Below are 15655 nucleotides of genomic sequence, written 5' to 3'. Positions count from 1 at the left end.
CCTCCGGGCGTGATGTCACTGTCGGTAGTCATGCTCTCCGTTTGCGTGACCCGAGAGAGTGAAGCAGACAATAGTGCCGAAATGCCCAGGACGAGGCGGGAGAACGTGGTGCGCGTACCCACCGGAACCTTCGTCACGGCCTGCGCGCTCTCGGCGGCCCTGCTCGCCGCCGGCTGCGGCGTCGGCGGTGACGAGGGCACGAAAGCGAGCGGGGAGCTCTTCCTCCAGCCGGTCAAGGACCAGGGCCCGGACCCGTTCACGGACTCCACGGCCACCTCCTCGGCTACCCCGACCCCTGTCACCCGAACGCCGCAGTCGGCCCCGACGGCACACTCGGCCCCCGGCGTCACCGCCCCGGCGACCCTCACCGGCGTGCGCACGTACTCCGGCTGGACCCCCGGTCTCTACGGGGGCCGGGCCAGGTCCGGCAGCTGCGACGTCGACCGCCAGATCCGCCTGCTCACCGCCGACCAGGGCCGGGCCCAGGCCTTCGCCCAGGCCTCCGGCGTCTCCCGGGCCGCGATACCGGGCTATCTGCGCGGGCTCACCTCCGCCGAACTGCGCGCCGACACCCGGGTCACCAACCACGGATACCGCGACGGCCGCGCCACCGGCCACCAGGCCGTCCTCCAGGCGGGCACCGCCGTCCTCGTGGACAACCGGGGCGTGCCCCGTGTCCGCTGCGCCTGCGGCAACCCGCTCGGCGCGCCCGTCGCCATGCGGGGCACCCCGGGCAACAGCGGGCGGGCATGGCCCGGGTACCGGCCCACCGAGGTGATCGTGGTGACCCCGGCGCCCCAGGCGATCACCAACATCACCCTCATCAACGTCGTCAACAACACGTGGATCGAGCGGCCGATCGGGCACGACGTCCGCCGCGACAAGGTCGTACCCAGGCCGCAGTCGCAGTCGCAGTCGCAGCCGGACCGGCCGAGCCCGTCGCGCTCGCAGCCGCAGCCGCAGGTCACCGAGTCCGACGGCCTCCCGAGTGACGGTGCGTCCTCGGCGGAGGGTGGCGAGGAGGCGGCCCCGGCGCTGGAGGAGCCCACGACCGCGACGGCCACGCCGGTGGTGGAGAGCGACGCCCCGCTCCTTACACCGGAGGAGGGCAGCACGGCTCCCTCGCTGCCGGGCGAGCCGACCCTGCGGGAACCCGTCGAGCCCCTGGCCCCCTCCGTCGAGGTCGGCCCCGAGATCGGCCCCGAGACCGTCCCGGAGAGCCCCGACCTGCCCGACGGCGGCGGACTCATCCCGGACGACCCGGACGCGAGCGACGACATGGGCGACACGGACGCCTCGGACACCCCGGACGCCTCGGATGCCCCGGACACCCCGGAGACCGCCGACAGCATCTTCGGCAGCCTGACGGACGTCTTCGCGAGCTGAAGCGAACGCGAGCCGAAGCGCATCGAAGGAACGCGAGCCGAAGCGCATCGAAGGAATATCGAAGGAATTCAGCCAGAGAACCTGAGCTGATCCGGTCGAAGAATCGGTCGAATCCTGGCAAGGTGGGCCCATGGTTGATCGGGGAGCGAGCGCCCTGTCACTCCCGGACGACTGGCCCGCCCACCCGGACCCGATCCTGGCGCTCAACCAGATGGGCAGCTTCGACTGGGACCTGGACAACGGTCTGTTCTACATGGACGCCCAGGCCCACGAGGTCTTCGACCTGCGCCCCGAGGAATTCGACGGCTGCCCAGAGTCCCTGAACGTGCGCGTCCCGCCGGCCGAGGCACGGCGCCTGGACAGCCTGGTGGCCCAGGCCATCAAGGACGGCAGCGAGAACTACGGCGCGTACTTCCGCATCCGCCGCCGCGACGGCACCCCGCGCTGGACCCACACCCAGGGCTACATCCGCCGCGACGACACGGGCCGGCCGCGCAGGATCATCGGCATCGTCCGGGACGCCACCCGCGAGCTCAACGAGTCGGCCACGCGCCGCGACCAGACCGCCTGGAACCTGGACGGCCGCCGGGACAAGACCAACGTCGTGCAGCTCATCACGGCCGCCCTCGCCAACGCCCGCACCGTCCAGGACGTCATCGACGTCCTCAAGGACACCCACGGCGTCACCCACCTGGGCGCGACCAGCCTCGTCATGGGCCTGGTCGAGGCCGGGCGCATCCGGCTGGTCGCCGAGGGCCCCGAGGGCAGCTTCGTACCCGGCACCCTGATCACCCGGATCGACGAGCCGTACCCGATGAGCGAGGTCGTGCGCACGCTCAGCCCGCGCTTCATCGAGTCCCCGGAGGAGTTCGCCGAGGGCTACCCGATCCTGTGGCCGCACATCACCGACCTGGACATCACCTCGGCCGCCTATCTGCCGCTCATCGTCCAGGCCCGCCCCATCGGTGCGATGGGCCTGCTCTACAACGACCGCCACGGCTTCACGACCGAGGAACGCGACATCCTGGTCGCCCTCGGCAGCAGCATCGCGCAGAGCCTGCAACGCGCGATGTTCTACGAGCAGGAGAAGGACCTCGCCAGCGGCCTCCAGCAGGCCATGCTGCCGCGCACCATCCCCAGCGTGCGGGGCGCCGACGTCGCCGTCCGCTACCGGTCCGCCTCCCTCGGCCGGGACATCGGCGGCGACTGGTACGACCTGATCCCGCTGCCGGGCGGCCGGGTCGGCGCGGTCATCGGCGACGTCCAGGGCCACGACACGCACGCCGCCGCCGTGATGGGCCAGCTGCGCATCGTGCTGCGCGCGTACGCCGCCGAGGGCCACACCCCGGCCACGGTGATGGCCCGGGCCTCCGTCTTCCTGCACGAACTGGACACCGACCGCTTCGCGACCTGCCTGTACGCCGAGGCCGACCTCGCCACCGGAGTCGTCCAGGTCGTCCGGGCCGGCCATATCGACCCCCTGATCCGGGCCCCGGACGGCAGCTGCCGCCGCGCCCCCGTCCAGGGCGGACTGCCGCTCGGCCTGTCCGCCGAGTTCGGGCGCCTGGCCTATCCGGTCGGCACCATCGAGCTCGACCCTGGGCACACGCTGATCCTGTGCACCGACGGCCTGGTCGAACAGCCCGGCGCCGACCTCGACGACGGCATGCAGGTCCTCACCGCGCTCGTCGCCTCCGGCCCGCAGGACGTGTGGAAACTCGCCGACCTGCTCATCGACGTGGCCGAGGAGCGCGGCGGCGACGACGACGTGGCGCTGCTCCTGCTGCGCCGCCGCGGCGCGGACGTCCCGCAGAGCGGCGGCCGCCTCCAGCAGCACGTCGCGCCCGGCGACCCGGAGGCCCTGCGCCAGGCCCGGCACATGATCCGCGCCGCCGTGCGCGCCTGGGGCGCCGCCGACCGCTCCGACGACGTCGAACTCGTCGCCGACGAACTGGTCACCAACGCCCTGATGCACACCGAGGGCGCCGCGATCGTCACCCTGCGGGTCCTGACCGACACCGACCGCCGACTGCGCGTCGAGGTCGAGGACTCCTCCAGCGCCCTGCCTCGCCGCCGCGAGGCCGGCGTCTCCGGCGTCTCCGGCCGCGGCCTGCTCCTGGTCGACATGCTCACGGACGTGTGGGGCGTGGAGGCGCGGGGCGGCGGCAAGTGCGTGTGGTGCGAGTTCGTGGTGCCGGGACGGGACTGACCCATCGATGCCCGCCCATGAACCGTCGGCACCGCCGGTCCCGGATGGCACTCTGTACGTATGCCGGAACTGCCCGAGGTCGAAGCGCTCAAGGACTTCCTGACCGACCACCTCGTCGGTCACGAGATCGTCCGCATGCTGCCGGTCGCGATCAGTGTGCTGAAGACGTACGACCCACCCCTGTCGGCCGTCGAGGGTCACGAGGTCGTGGCCGTGCACCGGTACGGCAAGTTCCTGGACGTCGAGACGGACGGCGGCCCGCATCTGGTGACCCACCTGGCCCGCGCGGGCTGGCTCCAGTGGAAGGACCGCCTCCCCGACGGCCCGCCCCGCCCCGGCAAGGGCCCCCTCGCGCTGCGCGTGGCCCTGGAGACCGGCGCGGGCTTCGACCTCACCGAGGCCGGCACGCAGAAGCGGCTCGCGGTGTATGTCGTGCCCGACCCGCAGCAGGTGCCCGGCGTCGCCCGGCTCGGCCCCGACCCGCTCGCCGACGACTTCGACGAGGCCCGCTTCACCGCCCTGCTCCAGGGCGAACGCCGCCGGCTCAAGGGCGCCCTGCGCGACCAGAGCCTGATCGCCGGCGTCGGCAACGCCTACAGCGACGAGATCCTGCACGCCGCGAAGATGTCCCCGTTCAAACTGGCCGCGTCCCTCACGCCCGAGGAGACCCGAAGACTGTACGAGGCCCTGCGCACGACGCTCACGGAAGCCGTCGAGCGCTCCCGGGGCCTGGCGGCCGGGCGGCTGAAGGCCGAGAAGAAGAGCGGCCTGCGCGTGCACGGCCGCACCGGCGAGCCCTGCCCGGTGTGCGGCGACACCATCCGCGAGGTCTCCTTCAGCGACTCCTCGCTGCAGTACTGCCCGACCTGCCAGACCGGAGGCAAGCCGCTCGCCGACCGCAGGCTGTCCCGGCTGCTGAAGTGACCGTTCAGCGGGTCGGCGGCCACCACTCGACCAGCAGGATCGTCGCGTCGTCCCGGAGCCGGCCCGGCTGCGCGTCGAGGATCGAGTGGATCAGCTTGCGCAGCGTCTCCGGCGCCAGCTCGCCCGCGGCGGTGGCACGGATGACATAGTCGGCGAACCGCTCCAGACCGAACTGGTCGCCGTCCCGGGTCCGCGCCTCGGTGACCCCGTCGGTGTACAGCAGCACCCGGTCACCGGGCTGCAGCGCGGTCTCGTGCACTTTCCGCCCCTGTTCGGTCAGCAGCGACGGCAGCCCCATCGGCGGATCGGCCTCCCGCTCCAGCGCGTCTACGAGCAGCCGCTGGTCCCGGATCAACAGGGGTGCCGGGTGCCCGCAGTTGGTCCAGCGCAGCACGCCGCTCGCCAGGTCCAGCTGGGTGAGCACGCCGGTGCAGAACTGGTCCGGCAGCCACTGGGCCAGCGCGTCGTCCACGCTCTGCACCAGCTCCGGCAGGTCGGCGCCGGTGCGCCGGGCGTTGCGGCAGGCGGCCAGCGACACAGCCGTGGTCAGCCCCGACGCCAGGTTGTGGCCCATCGCGTCGAGGACGGCGGCGTGCAGGGTGGTCTCGGTGAGGGCGTGGTCGAAGGCGTCGCCGCCGAGCTCGTAGGCGGGCTCCAGTACGGCCGTGGAGACGACGTGCGCGGTGCCGATCGTGCGGGGCGGCAGAAAGGCGCGCAGCATCTCGGCGGGCAGCTGCATCGGTTCGGTGCGGGTCCGTCGTACGAAGGACTCCTTGTACGCCCGCGCGGACGTCACCATCATCGCCAGCAGCGCGGCGAGGGCCCGGCTGCGGCGCAGCGCGGTGGGGCTGAGCACCGGGCAGTGCACCGCGAGCACGCCGAGCCGCTCGGCCCCGTCCAGCAGCGGGAGCCACGCCGTGATGCCGCCGGTATCGGCCTCCTCCACGCGCAGGGACTGGGTGCGGTACGACCAGCCCGCGAGGGAGTCGTCGACGGGCAGTGCGGAGGCGACGTCGGTCAGCGGGACCAGCTGGCGCTGCTGGAGGTCGGCGAGGTAGACCACGCAGTGCTGCAGGCCGAGCGCCTTGGAGCAGCGGGCCACGGCGGTGGACAGGTCGAGTGCCGTGTTGCCCGGATCGGCGAGGAACTCCTCCAGCCTGCCCTCGCCGGGGTCCGCCGTCGCCACCTCGTCTCCCCTCGTCGGGACCGCGCCGCGGTCGGTCACGTCGTCCAGCAGTCTCACACCGCCGCCCGGGCCCTGCCCGGCGACCGGGGCGGGAGGGGCAACGAGGGGAGTGACGGCACCGCCGTACGGGTGAGAGTCCCGCCCGGCAAAGTCTCGGGCAAGGTCTCGGGCAATGTCTTGGCAAAAGGGACGAAAGTCATGAATAAGGGCAAGGGGGTCATGGGCAAGGGCCGTCGGGAGGAACAACCGCCACACCGGACCGAAAGGCTTCGAGGACCACACGATGACGACCGTCGTCACCACAGCCCCGACCGAGACCGCCCCCCGCCCGACCGGCGACGCCCCCGACACCGCAGCCGCCTTCCGCCGTCTCACCGTCCTGCCCGACGGGCCGGAGAAGGAGCGGGTGCAGGAGGTGTTGCTGCGGGCGTGGCTGCCGATGGCCCACCGGATCGCCTGGCGTTTCCGGGGCAAGGGGGAGAGCGCCGACGACCTGCGGCAGGTCGCCGCGCTCGGACTGCTGAAGGCGATCCGCCGGTTCGACCCGGGCCGGGGTCCCTTCGAGCCGTTCGCGATACCGACGATCAGGGGCGAGCTGCGCCGCCACTTCCGTGACCGGATGTGGGACGTGCGCGTGCCCCGCCGGGTCCAGGACCTGCGCAACCGGGTCCGGGCCGCCAGTGCCGAACTGGCCCACACCCCCGGCAGCCCGCACCCCACCGTCGCCCGGGTCGCCGACCGCACCGGCCTGTGCGAGGAAGAGGTCCGCGAAGGCATGACGGCCATGGAGAGCTACAGCGCGCTGTCCCTGGACGCGGCGAACGGCGACTCCGACGCCGACGGACCGAACCTTGCGGACCTCTTGGGTGAACCCGACGACGGATTCGATCTCGTCGTCGACCGCGAGAGCGTCAAGGACGCGGTACGGCGGCTGCCCCAGCGTGAGCGCGCCATCCTCTACCTGCGCTTCTTCGAGGACTGGACCCAGAGCCGGATCGCCGACCGGATGGGCATCTCGCAGATGCACGTCTCCCGGTTGCTCACCCAGACGTGCGCCCGAATCCGCGAGGAGACGCTGAGCCCGGCCGAATCCAGTGCGCCCTGATGCCGCATCCGGCGCGCCCTAGTGGGGATCCAGCGTCACCAGCCGCTCCCCGGTCGTCGTGCGCACCTCGTAGCGGTCGATCTGGTCGGGGTGCAGGGCGGTGGCGCCCTGCATGGTGTTGGGGCGGGCGTCGTGCCGGGGGACGGTCCAGTTGGTCGCCGTCTCCTCCGAGCCGTCGCCGCCGATCACGACCAGCCGGCAGGCCCGGGGCCCGGCCGCGTCCTTGACCTCCAGCACCACCTTGCTGCCCCAGGGCACGTCCTCGGTCGTGACCTGCGCCCACACGCCCGAGCGCTCGTCGGTCGCCGAGATCCGCCTCGCCTGGTCCCCGCGCTCGGCCACGATCGCGATCGCGGGTCCGGCGACGGCACACACCACCGCGGCGGCCACGGCGAACAGCCGCAACCGGCGCCCGGCCCGATGCCGCGCCGCGACCTCGCCCAGCAGCCGGTCCAGCAGCCGCGGCCCGGGCCCCGCCATGGGGTGCACCGAGCGCGGGGTGGCCCGCCGGTAGAGCATCAACTGCCGTGCCGTTGCGCCGAATTCAGTGACGTGCAGGGAGCACTGAGGGCACTCCATGAGGTGGTCCTCGAAACGGAAGGCGTCCGCCTCGTCCAGCACGCCGAGCGCGTACGCGCCGACGTCGCGATGCCTCTCCAGGGACCTCATGCCGAATCCTCGTGATCCTCGTGCCGGTGGGTGTGGGTGGGGTTACTCCTTGCTCCCACCGGTACGCACCAAGCCGGGGAATCACTCAAGCCCTATACAGAATCGCAACCAAGGGATTCGGAGCGGCTCGCCCCGAGGATTGGTCGGATTCCCGACGAATCACAGAGGGATCCAGAAGACCAGAGGGATCTAGAAGAGGTGGATGGCCAGGTGCCCCAGTGGCAGCCCCAGCTGCCACGCCGGTGTCCACACCTTCGGCCCGTCGTCCTCGCCCACCAGTGGACCGCCGCCCGGGACCGCGTTCAGGTCGGGCGCGAGCAGCTCGGTCTCCTCCAGCCAGCGCCAGGCCGCCTCCGCCAGCTCCAGGTCCGGCGAGGGCCCGCCGGACTCCACCGCCTCGCCGGCCACCTGCGCCATCCGCTCCCGCACCCAGTCCTGCCACGGCTGGTCGTACGCCGTCAGCGACAGCCAGGTCTCCAGCTGGGAGACGACCCGGATGCCGGAGAGCTCGCCCTCGGTGTCGGACAGGAAGATCGTCAGCGCCAGGGCATCACGCCCTGCGCGGAACTCGAAGGACGTCGGCGGCATCAGGTCGCCGGTCCGCAGCAGTTCGTCGGCGATGTACTCGGCGTACAACCACGCCATGGGGACGGTGAGTTCACCGCCACCGGTGCCGCCCGTACTCTGGTGACCTCTGTGCTGCATCCCTTCCTGCCTTCCTCCGGTGGTGCGCGTCGCCCGACCCGGGTCCCTGGGCCCGGGCCCAATCCGGAACACGGATGAGGACAGCCGATTACTCAACCGGGGTCCTCAGCAAGGCGCTTTACGGAGGTTTGACTCGGCGATTGGTTTCACCGCAGGTCGGCCGCGTATCCCGGAAGCACCCGGCGCAGGGCGCGCAGCGCGTAGTACGCGCGGGACTTCACGGTACCGGGTGGGATGCCCAGAGCCTGCGCAGCTTCCGCCACACTCGCCCCCTGGAAGTACACGAGCACCAGGACTTCACGGTGTTGCGGCGTGAGTGTCTTCACAGCCTCGCGGACGTCGAGGGTGGCGGCCGACCGTTCGGCGTGATCGGCGCACACGCGCGCGTTCTCCAGGATCGCGTCGCCGACCTCGGGCGGGCGTGCCTGGCGGGCCCGCCGGGCGTCGATCGCGAGCCGCCGGCCCACGGTCAGCAGCCAGGGCCGTACGGACTCGAAGGCGTCGGCGCGCAGCGCCTCGGGGTGTTGCCAGGCGCGGACGAGGGTCTCCTGGACCAGGTCCTCGGCGCGCTGCCGGTCGCCGTCGCAGAGCCTGAGCAGCAGTGCGAAGAGCGGTCGGCCGTGCTCCCGCTGGAGCGCGGCGAGCTCGTGCTCGGCGGTCGTCCCGTTGGTGATGGTGGTTCCGGCCGTCATGGCCGTATGGCATCGCAGGGTGCGGTTTCAGGACAGGGCGCGCACACGATGGTGCGACGGACGGTCAAACGCGTCGGCGAACGGTTCGACGAACGGTCCGGCTCGCCCGCTCGCGCGACGCGGACGGGTTAAAGGGGCCCCTGGGGCTGTTTGGGGCTGTGTTCAGCTTCGTACCTATTTGTAGGTAAGTACGACCACACTGGGGTGAGCTGATGCTCGTACACATCGCACGCAGACGGCAGGTGGCGCTGGCCCTGACGGCGCTGCTCGCCGCGGGTGCCGCCTGCCAGGCCCGCGACGAGGAGCCCGCTGCCCGCACGGGCCCGCAGGCCGCCGCAGCCACCGCCGCTGCCGGTCCTCGCGCCTTCACCCTCGTCGCCTCCGGCGATGTCCTGCCGCACACGTCCGTCATCGAGCAGGCCCGCTTCGACGCGGGCGGCGTGGGCCACGACTTCCGGCCCATGTTCGCCGCCGTGGCGCCCGTCGTCTCGGCCGCCGACCTGGCGCTGTGTCATATGGAGACGGTGTACGGCGAGAACGGCGACTATTCCGGCCGCGCCCCGTTCAAGTCCCCGCCGGAGATCGCCCAGGCCCTCGCCGCCACTGGCTACGACAGCTGCTCCACCGCCTCCGAGCACAGCCTCGACGACGGCGCCCGGGGCATCCGCCGCACCCTGGACGCCCTCGACCGGGCCGGCGTCCGGCATGCCGGGTCGGCGCGCACCGAGCAGGAGGCGCGCACGGTCACGATCCTGCCCGCGGGGACGGCGCGGGTCGCCCACCTCGCCTACACCCTCGGCGCGGGACGTCACCCGCTCCCCGCCGAGCAGCCCTGGGCCGTCAACCCGGCCGACGAGGGCCGGATCCTCTCCGACGCCCGGGCCGCCCGGCAGGCGGGCGCCGACGTGGTCGTCGTCTCCCTGCACTGGGGCACCGAAGGACAGGACGAGCCGGACCAGCGGCAACTGTCCATGGCCCGCACTCTCACCGCCGCCGCCCCCGGCGGCCGCCCCGAGATCGACCTGATCCTCGGCACCCACGCCCACGTCCCGCAGGCGTACGAGAAGGTCAACGGCACCTGGGTGATCTACGGCATGGGCGACCAGATCGCCGGCGAGATGACCGACCGCCGGGGCACCCCGGATCCGCGCGCCAACCAGTCCACGATCGGCCGCTTCACCTTCGCCCCGCCCGCCCGTCCCGGCGGCCGCTGGGAGGTGAAGAAGGCCGAGTTCATCCCGCAACTGTTCGACATCGACGCCGGCCGCGTGCTCAACCTCAACGCCGCCCTCGCCCAGGGCGCCGATGTCGTCGGCGTCCGCGACCGCATCCAGCGGGTCGTCCTCAGCCGGGGCGCGGCACAGGACGGGCTGGTGATGGGGGAGTAGGCATTCTCTAACGGCCGGCCAGCTTCGACTTCCGGTACGAGTAGCCGAAGTAGATCACCAGGCCCAGCGCGAACCACACGGCGAACCGCGCCCAGGTCTGCCATGCCAGGAACGTGATCAGCCAGATCGAGAAGATGACACCCAGCGCCGGCACGAACGGCATCCACGGCGTCCGGAACGTACGCGGCAGTTCGGGCTGCCGGTAGCGCAGCACGATCACCGCGATGCACACCACCACGAACGCCAGCAGAATCCCGATGTTGGTCAGCTCGGCCGCCTCGCCGATCGGCAGGAATCCGGCGATGACGGCCGACGCCACCCCGGCGATCCACGTCACCCGCGTCGGCACATGGCGGATCGGGTGCGTCTTGGCGAACCACGGGGGCAGCAGCCCGTCCCGGGACATCGCGAACCACACCCGGGTGACGCCCAGCAGGAATGTGAACATCACCGTCAGGATGCCGATGATCGCGCCCACCGCGATCACATTCGCCAGGGCGCTCAGCCCCACCGCATCGAACGCCGAGGAGAAGCCGCTCTCCGGGTCGATCTCGGTGTATCGCTGCATGCCCGTCAGCACCAGACAGGCGGCCACATACAGCACCATCGAGATCACCAGCGAGTAGACGATCGCCTTCGGCATGTGCTGCTGCGCGTCCTTCGACTCCTCGGCCGCCGTGGACATCGCGTCGTACCCGAACACCGCGAAGAACACGGTCGCCGCACCGGTGAACGCCCCGCCGACGCCGTACGGGAAGAACGGGTTGTAGTTCGCCGTGTTGATGTGGAACACGCCGACGCCGATCACCAGCAGTACCACCAGCACCTTCAGTACCACCACGACCATCTCGAAGCGGGCCGCGTTCTTGATGCCGAGGTTCAGCAGATAGGCGATGAACAGGCACAGCACCGCCGCGAACAGGTCGACCCGGTGCCCCTCGCCGGTGCCGGGCGCGCCCAGCATCCAACTCGGCAGGTCGGCGCCCAACTGGCCGACCAGGAAGTTGAAGTAGCCGGAGATGCCGATCGCCACCACCGCCACGATCGCCGTGTACTCCAGCAGCAGGTCCCACCCGATGAACCAGCCCGCCAGCTCGCCGAGCACCGCGTAGCCGTACGTGTAGGCGGAACCCGCCTTCGGGATGAGCCCCGCGAACTCGGCGTACGACAGCGCGGCCGCCGCGCTCGCCACGCCCGCGATGAGGAAGGACACCAGCACCGCGGGCCCGGCCGTGCCGTTGGCCACCGCGCCTGCGAGGGTGAAGATGCCGGCGCCGATGATGCCGCCGACGCCGATCGCGGTCAGCTGCCACAGGCCCAGCGTCCGTTCGAGCCGGGTGCCCTCGACGACTTCCGTCTCTTCGATGTGCTCGATGGGTTTGCGGCGGAGAATCCCCTCGCCCATGTGGAGCCGGGCCATGCGCCTCACCTCTTCGCGATCGCCAAACGGCTGACGGCGGATCATGATGGCTCAGTCGCGCACGCGAGGAAAGACGCCACGCACCTCTACGGCACGACTGTCACCGGCCAGCGTCCCGCCTTCACCAGCCTGATCGCCACCGAGCCGACGATCCGGTGGCCGGCCTGTTCGGAGGCGCCCACCACCACGGCGTCCGCCTTGAGTTCGTCCGCCGCCTTGACCAGCCCGTTGTAGGGGTCGCCGCGGAAGGTGTGGAACTCCCAGCGGACGTCGAATATCCCCTTGACCTGTTCGGTGGCATCCCGGATCTGTGCCACCAGGTCCTCGGCGATTTCGTCGGTGGTTGCCGCGACCGGCGCCCCGAGGGCGGCGCCCGCCGCCAGCACGGGCTGTACGTACACGAGCGCCAGCAGCGCGCGCTGCCGCCGGGCCAGGCCACCGGCGTAGGCCGCGGCCCGCAGCGAGGAGTCGGAGCCGTCCACTCCGACCACGATCACCTTCGGCCCGTCCGTACCACGCTCGAACTGGTGCGAGTGCTGTTCCGTCACGGCCCGAGGCTATCGGAAGCGGCACCACGGCCCGCCGGGGGCGGCTCCGCTCGACGCGCGGAGCGCGGGCGCTGTTCCTACAGTCGGAACCATGGGTGCCACCGTGGACGCCGCGACCGCCCGGGAGACCCCGGGCGGCCCGATACGGCGGCCGGGCACCGGCCTCCTCGGCAGGGTGCCGGAAGGCTTCGCGGCCTTCCTCGGCGCCCTCGGCGTGCTCTGTGCGCTGCTGGCCCTCATCCCGCCGCTGCGCACCGCGCTGCAGTCCGTCGTCAGCTTCCTCGAACTGCTCATCGTCCCCGTCAGCGCCAACCTCGCCTACGCCGTCTTCCTCTTCCTGCTCGCCGCCGCGACCGCCGCCCGCAAGAAGGTCGCCTGGTGGCTGGTCGTGATCTATCTGGGCCTGCTGGTCCTGACCGACGTCCTCGTCGTCGCCTTCGGCGACTACGCCGATTCCCTCCCCTCCCTGATCGTGTGCGCCCTCGCGCTGGTGCTGCTGATCGCCGCCCGCCGCGAGTTCTACGCCGCCTCCCGCCGCGGCGCCGTACGGCGGGCCATCGGCGTCCTGCTGGCCGGGCTGGTCGTGGGGATCCTGGTGGGCTGGGGGCTGGTCGAGCTGTTCCCGGGCACGCTGCCGCGCGGTCAGCGGCTGGCGTGGGCCGCGGACCGGGTGTGCGGCGGGCTGATCTCCGGCGGCGCCTTCGACGGGCGGCCGCCGCGCCTGCTGTTCTTCCTGCTCGGCCTGTTCGGCGCGCTCGCCCTGCTGAACGCCGCCGCGACGCTCTTCCGCTCGCAGCGCATGGAGGCCGCCCTGCACGACGACGAGGAGGCCCGCATCCGCGCCCTCCTCAAGGCGTACGGCGAGCAGGACTCGCTCGGCTACTTCGCCACCCGGCGTGACAAGGCCGTCGTCTTCTCACCCAGCGGCAAGGCCGCCGTCACCTACCGCGTCGAGGCCGGCGTCTGCCTGGCCAGCGGCGACCCGGTCGGCGACCGCGAGGCCTGGCCGCACGCCATCGCCGCCTGGCTGGACCTCGCCCGCCGGCACGCCTGGGCGCCCGCCGTGATGGGCGCCTCCGAGGCGGGCGCCAAGGCCTTCGCCCGCGCCGGACTCGGCGCCCTCCAGCTCGGCGACGAGGCGATCGTGCACGTGCCCGGCTTCGACCTCGACGGCCGCGACATGCGCGTCACCCGGCAGGCCGTCCACCGCGTCCGCCGCACCGGCGCCACCACCCGCATCCGCCGCCACGCCACCCTCACCGCCGAGGAGATGGAGGAGGTCGTCGGCAAGGCCGACGCCTGGCGCGACACCGAGACCGAACGCGGCTTCTCCATGGCCCTGGACCGGCTCGGCGACCCGGCCGACGGCGACTGTCTCCTCGTAGAGGCCCTCAGCGCGGACGGCAGCCTGCTCGCCCTGCTGTCCTTCGTGCCGTGGGGGAGGGACGGCGTCTCCCTGGACGTGATGCGCCGGGACCGGCAGACCGCGCCGAACGGCGTCATGGAGTTCATGGTCGCCGACCTGTGCGCCGCCGCCCCGAAGCTGGGCGTCCGGCGGATCTCCCTCAACTTCGCCGTCTTCCGCTCGGTCTTCGAGGAGGGCGCCCGCATCGGCGCCGGACCGGTGCTGCGGCTGTGGCGGCGCCTGCTGCTGTTCTTCTCCCGCTGGTGGCAACTGGAGGCGCTGTACCGCTCCAACGCCAAGTACCACCCCGAGTGGTATCCGCGTTTCCTCAGTTACGGCGACGCCGCCGCCCTCGCCCGCATCGGCCTCGCCTCCGCCATCGCCGAAGGCTTCGTCTCCGTGCCGTCGCTGCGCACACTCCGGCAGAAGGGGCACCCGAACGGCCGGCACCGGCCCGCGACCACCGAGGGCCTGCCGTCGCTGTCCGCGCTCGGCCTCGCCGCAGGGGACGAGGCCGGGCCCGCTGATCCGCTCGCCGCACTGCCGGAACAGGTCCGCGTCCGGCACCACAAGCTGGACCGGCTGCGCGCCTCCGGGACCGACCCGTACCCGGTGGGCGTCCCACCGCCCACCCACACCCTGGCCGAGGTCCGCGAGGGCGAGCAGGTGACGGTCGCCGGGCGGATCATGCTGGAGCGCGACTTCGGAGGCATCGTCTTCGTGCTGCTGCGCGACTGGTCGGGCGACCGCCAACTCGCCCTCACCCGCGACGACCTGGGATCAGAGGCGCTGGACCGCTTCACCGCCGACACCGACATCGGCGACCACATCACCGCGAGCGGCCGCGCGGGCGTCAGCGACAAGGGCGAACCGACCGTCTTCGTCACCTCCTGGCAGCTCATCGGCAAGTGCCTGCGCCCGCTGCCCGACAAACGCCGCGGCCTTGCCGACCCCGAGGCCCGGGTGCGCCGCCGCTATCTCGACCTGGCCGTCAGGCCCCAGGCCCGCGAGGTGATCCGGGCCCGCTCCACCGCCGTACAGGCGCTGCGGCAGGGCCTGATCGACCGCGGCTACCTGGAGGTCGAGACACCGATGCTCCAGCAGATCCACGGCGGCGCCAACGCCCGCCCCTTCACCACCCACATCAACGCCTACGACCTCGACCTCTACCTGCGCATCGCGCCCGAGCTGTATCTGAAACGGCTGTGCGTCGGCGGCCTGGAGAAGGTCTTCGAGATGGGCCGCACCTTCCGCAACGAGGGCGTCTCCTACAAGCACAACCCCGAGTTCACGATGCTGGAGGCGTACCAGGCGTTCGCCGACTACGACGTCATGCTGGACCTGACGCGGGAGCTGATCCAGGGCGCGGCGAGCGCGGCGTTCGGCAGCCCGGTGGTGCGCAAGGACGGCCGGGAGTACGACATCTCCGGGCCCTGGCCGGTCAGGACGGTGTACGGGGCGATCTCCGAGGCGCTGGGGGAGGAGGTGACCGTGGACACGGACCTGCCCGCCCTGAAGCGGCTGTGCGACCGCGCGGGCGTCCCCTACACCGCCGACGACGGTTCCGGCGACATCGTCCTGGAGATGTACGAACGCCTCGTCGAGGAACGGACCCAGCTGCCGACCTTCTACAAGGACTTCCCCACCGACGTCTCCCCGCTCACCCGGCAGCACCGCACCGACCCGCGGCTCGCCGAACGCTGGGACCTCGTGGCCTTCGGCACCGAACTCGGCACGGCCTACTCCGAACTGACCGACCCGGTCGAACAACGCCGCCGCCTCACCGCCCAGTCCCTGCTCGCCGCGGGCGGCGACCCCGAGGCCATGGAACTGGACGAGGACTTCCTGGACGCCCTCGAATACGCCATGCCCCCCACCGGCGGCCTGGGCATCGGCGTCGACCGCCTGATCATGTTCCTCACGGGCCTGACCATCCGGGAGACGCTGCCGTTCCCGCTGGTCCGCCGCCGATGAGGGGTTGGTCGCCGGGGTCCCCCGGACATCGGCCGCCCGGGTGT

General features: G+C 71.9%; 12 protein-coding genes. 6 read left to right on the top strand and 6 right to left on the bottom strand.

Features of this window, described 5'->3' with window-relative positions:
- Positions 1 to 81 precede the first annotated feature (81 nt).
- The 3 genes from SSP24_RS02355 to SSP24_RS02345 all read left to right on the top strand — a co-directional run bounded on the left by SSP24_RS02355 (position 82) and on the right by SSP24_RS02345 (position 4519).
- Positions 82 to 1386: a DUF6777 domain-containing protein gene (locus tag SSP24_RS02355; RefSeq protein WP_308439584.1), complete on the top strand. Its 1305-nt coding sequence runs from the start codon at positions 82 to 84 to the stop codon at positions 1384 to 1386.
- A gap of 130 nt (positions 1387 to 1516) precedes the next feature.
- The gene (locus tag SSP24_RS02350) at positions 1517 to 3595 is read left to right on the top strand and encodes a SpoIIE family protein phosphatase (protein WP_141306984.1); all 2079 of its coding nucleotides are present in this window, start codon (positions 1517 to 1519) and stop codon (positions 3593 to 3595) included.
- A 60-nt stretch (positions 3596 to 3655) separates the two neighbouring features.
- Positions 3656 to 4519 (top strand): Fpg/Nei family DNA glycosylase, encoded by an 864-nt coding sequence (locus SSP24_RS02345; RefSeq protein WP_141306982.1) that lies wholly within the window; start codon positions 3656 to 3658, stop codon positions 4517 to 4519.
- Between the two features lie 4 nt (positions 4520 to 4523).
- Here the strand turns inward: SSP24_RS02345 and SSP24_RS02340 are convergent, their stop codons facing one another.
- Positions 4524 to 5705: a PP2C family protein-serine/threonine phosphatase gene (locus SSP24_RS02340; protein WP_141307123.1), complete on the bottom strand. Its 1182-nt coding sequence runs from the start codon at positions 5703 to 5705 to the stop codon at positions 4524 to 4526.
- A 283-nt stretch (positions 5706 to 5988) separates the two neighbouring features.
- Here SSP24_RS02340 and SSP24_RS02335 point away from each other — a divergent pair, with 283 nt between their 5' ends.
- A complete protein-coding gene (locus SSP24_RS02335; RefSeq protein WP_141306980.1) occupies positions 5989 to 6810 on the top strand; it encodes a SigB/SigF/SigG family RNA polymerase sigma factor in 822 nt (273 codons plus the stop codon).
- 18 nt (positions 6811 to 6828) lie between these two features.
- Here SSP24_RS02335 and SSP24_RS02330 read toward each other — a convergent pair whose 3' ends face one another.
- The 3 genes from SSP24_RS02330 to SSP24_RS02320 form a co-directional block, all read right to left on the bottom strand.
- Complete coding sequence (locus tag SSP24_RS02330) at positions 6829 to 7479, bottom strand: zf-HC2 domain-containing protein (RefSeq protein WP_141306978.1); 651 nt, start codon at positions 7477 to 7479, stop codon at positions 6829 to 6831.
- 189 nt (positions 7480 to 7668) lie between these two features.
- Positions 7669 to 8184: a hypothetical protein gene (locus SSP24_RS02325; protein WP_141306976.1), complete on the bottom strand. Its 516-nt coding sequence runs from the start codon at positions 8182 to 8184 to the stop codon at positions 7669 to 7671.
- Between the two features lie 146 nt (positions 8185 to 8330).
- Positions 8331 to 8876: a sigma-70 family RNA polymerase sigma factor gene (locus SSP24_RS02320; protein WP_141306974.1), complete on the bottom strand. Its 546-nt coding sequence runs from the start codon at positions 8874 to 8876 to the stop codon at positions 8331 to 8333.
- 212 nt (positions 8877 to 9088) lie between these two features.
- Between SSP24_RS02320 and SSP24_RS02315 the strand changes: the two genes are divergently transcribed.
- Complete coding sequence (locus tag SSP24_RS02315) at positions 9089 to 10264, top strand: CapA family protein (RefSeq protein ID WP_141306972.1); 1176 nt, start codon at positions 9089 to 9091, stop codon at positions 10262 to 10264.
- Between the two features lie 7 nt (positions 10265 to 10271).
- Here the strand turns inward: SSP24_RS02315 and SSP24_RS02310 are convergent, their stop codons facing one another.
- Both SSP24_RS02310 and SSP24_RS02305 read right to left on the bottom strand, forming a co-directional pair.
- On the bottom strand, positions 10272 to 11684 hold the full coding sequence (locus SSP24_RS02310) for an amino acid permease (RefSeq protein ID WP_141306970.1): 1413 nt from the start codon (positions 11682 to 11684) through the stop codon (positions 10272 to 10274).
- An 86-nt stretch (positions 11685 to 11770) separates the two neighbouring features.
- The gene (locus SSP24_RS02305; RefSeq protein ID WP_141306968.1) at positions 11771 to 12232 is read right to left on the bottom strand and encodes a universal stress protein; all 462 of its coding nucleotides are present in this window, start codon (positions 12230 to 12232) and stop codon (positions 11771 to 11773) included.
- 91 nt (positions 12233 to 12323) lie between these two features.
- Here SSP24_RS02305 and lysX point away from each other — a divergent pair, with 91 nt between their 5' ends.
- Positions 12324 to 15611: a bifunctional lysylphosphatidylglycerol synthetase/lysine--tRNA ligase LysX gene (lysX, locus tag SSP24_RS02300; RefSeq protein ID WP_141306966.1), complete on the top strand. Its 3288-nt coding sequence runs from the start codon at positions 12324 to 12326 to the stop codon at positions 15609 to 15611.
- Positions 15612 to 15655: the final 44 nt, after the last annotated feature.

The sequence above is a fragment of the Streptomyces spinoverrucosus genome, assembly GCF_006539505.1.
In the GTDB taxonomy this organism is placed as follows: Bacteria; Actinomycetota; Actinomycetes; order Streptomycetales; family Streptomycetaceae; genus Streptomyces; species Streptomyces spinoverrucosus.
The sequence above is the reverse complement of the archived record's forward strand: the minus strand, read 5'-3'. Positions and strand labels throughout refer to the sequence as shown.